We start from the raw sequence: 615 nt of genomic DNA, 5'->3' as shown, positions 1-615 counted from the left end.
GCTGATCGCCTGGTGGACGGAAGGGAAATTCTATCTCGCCCGCAAGCCGCGCAAGAGCTGGCTCGCCGAAAGCGAGATCACCTGCTCGATCTGCGAGCATCCGTTCGAGCCCGAGGACATGGCCTGGTGCCCGGCCTATGCGGCGCCGATCTGCTCGCTCTGCTGTTCGCTCGACAGCCGCTGCCACGACATGTGCAAGCCGAAGGCGCGGCTGAACACGCCGGTCGCGACCGTGGCCAAGGCGGTGCTGCCCGAAACGGTCGTCGCAAAGCTCGCGACAAGGCTCGGCCGTTACGCGATTTCGGCGGTGATCTCGATCACCGGCATCGGCGTCATCCTGGCGATGATCGCCCACCAGACGACGGCCGCCTCTCCCGAGACCGCCGAGGTCGTCGAGCGGACCATCGCCATCGTCTTCTTCGTCTTTGCCATCCTTGCCGGCGTCGTGTCCTGGTTCTACGTGCTTGCCCATGACAGCCGGGTCGTTGCGGAAGAGGAATCCTCCCGGCAGAACACGGCTCTCCTGAAGGAGATCGCCGCCCACAAGAAGACCGACGCGGCGCTGCAGGACGCGAAAGAAAGGGCGGAGTCGGCCAACCGCGCGAAGAGCCGCTA

1 pseudogene is annotated in these 615 nt (G+C 65.4%); it reads left to right on the top strand.

The annotated features are described in order from the left end of the window. A pseudogene (locus A4A58_RS20130) lies at nt 1-615 on the top strand (hybrid sensor histidine kinase/response regulator); the annotation flags it as partial.

Origin of the sequence: Tardiphaga robiniae (genome assembly GCF_001618955.1) — a bacterium.
Taxonomy (GTDB): Bacteria; Pseudomonadota; Alphaproteobacteria; order Rhizobiales; family Xanthobacteraceae; genus Tardiphaga; species Tardiphaga robiniae_A.
This window is presented reverse-complemented; position numbering and strand designations above follow the sequence as displayed.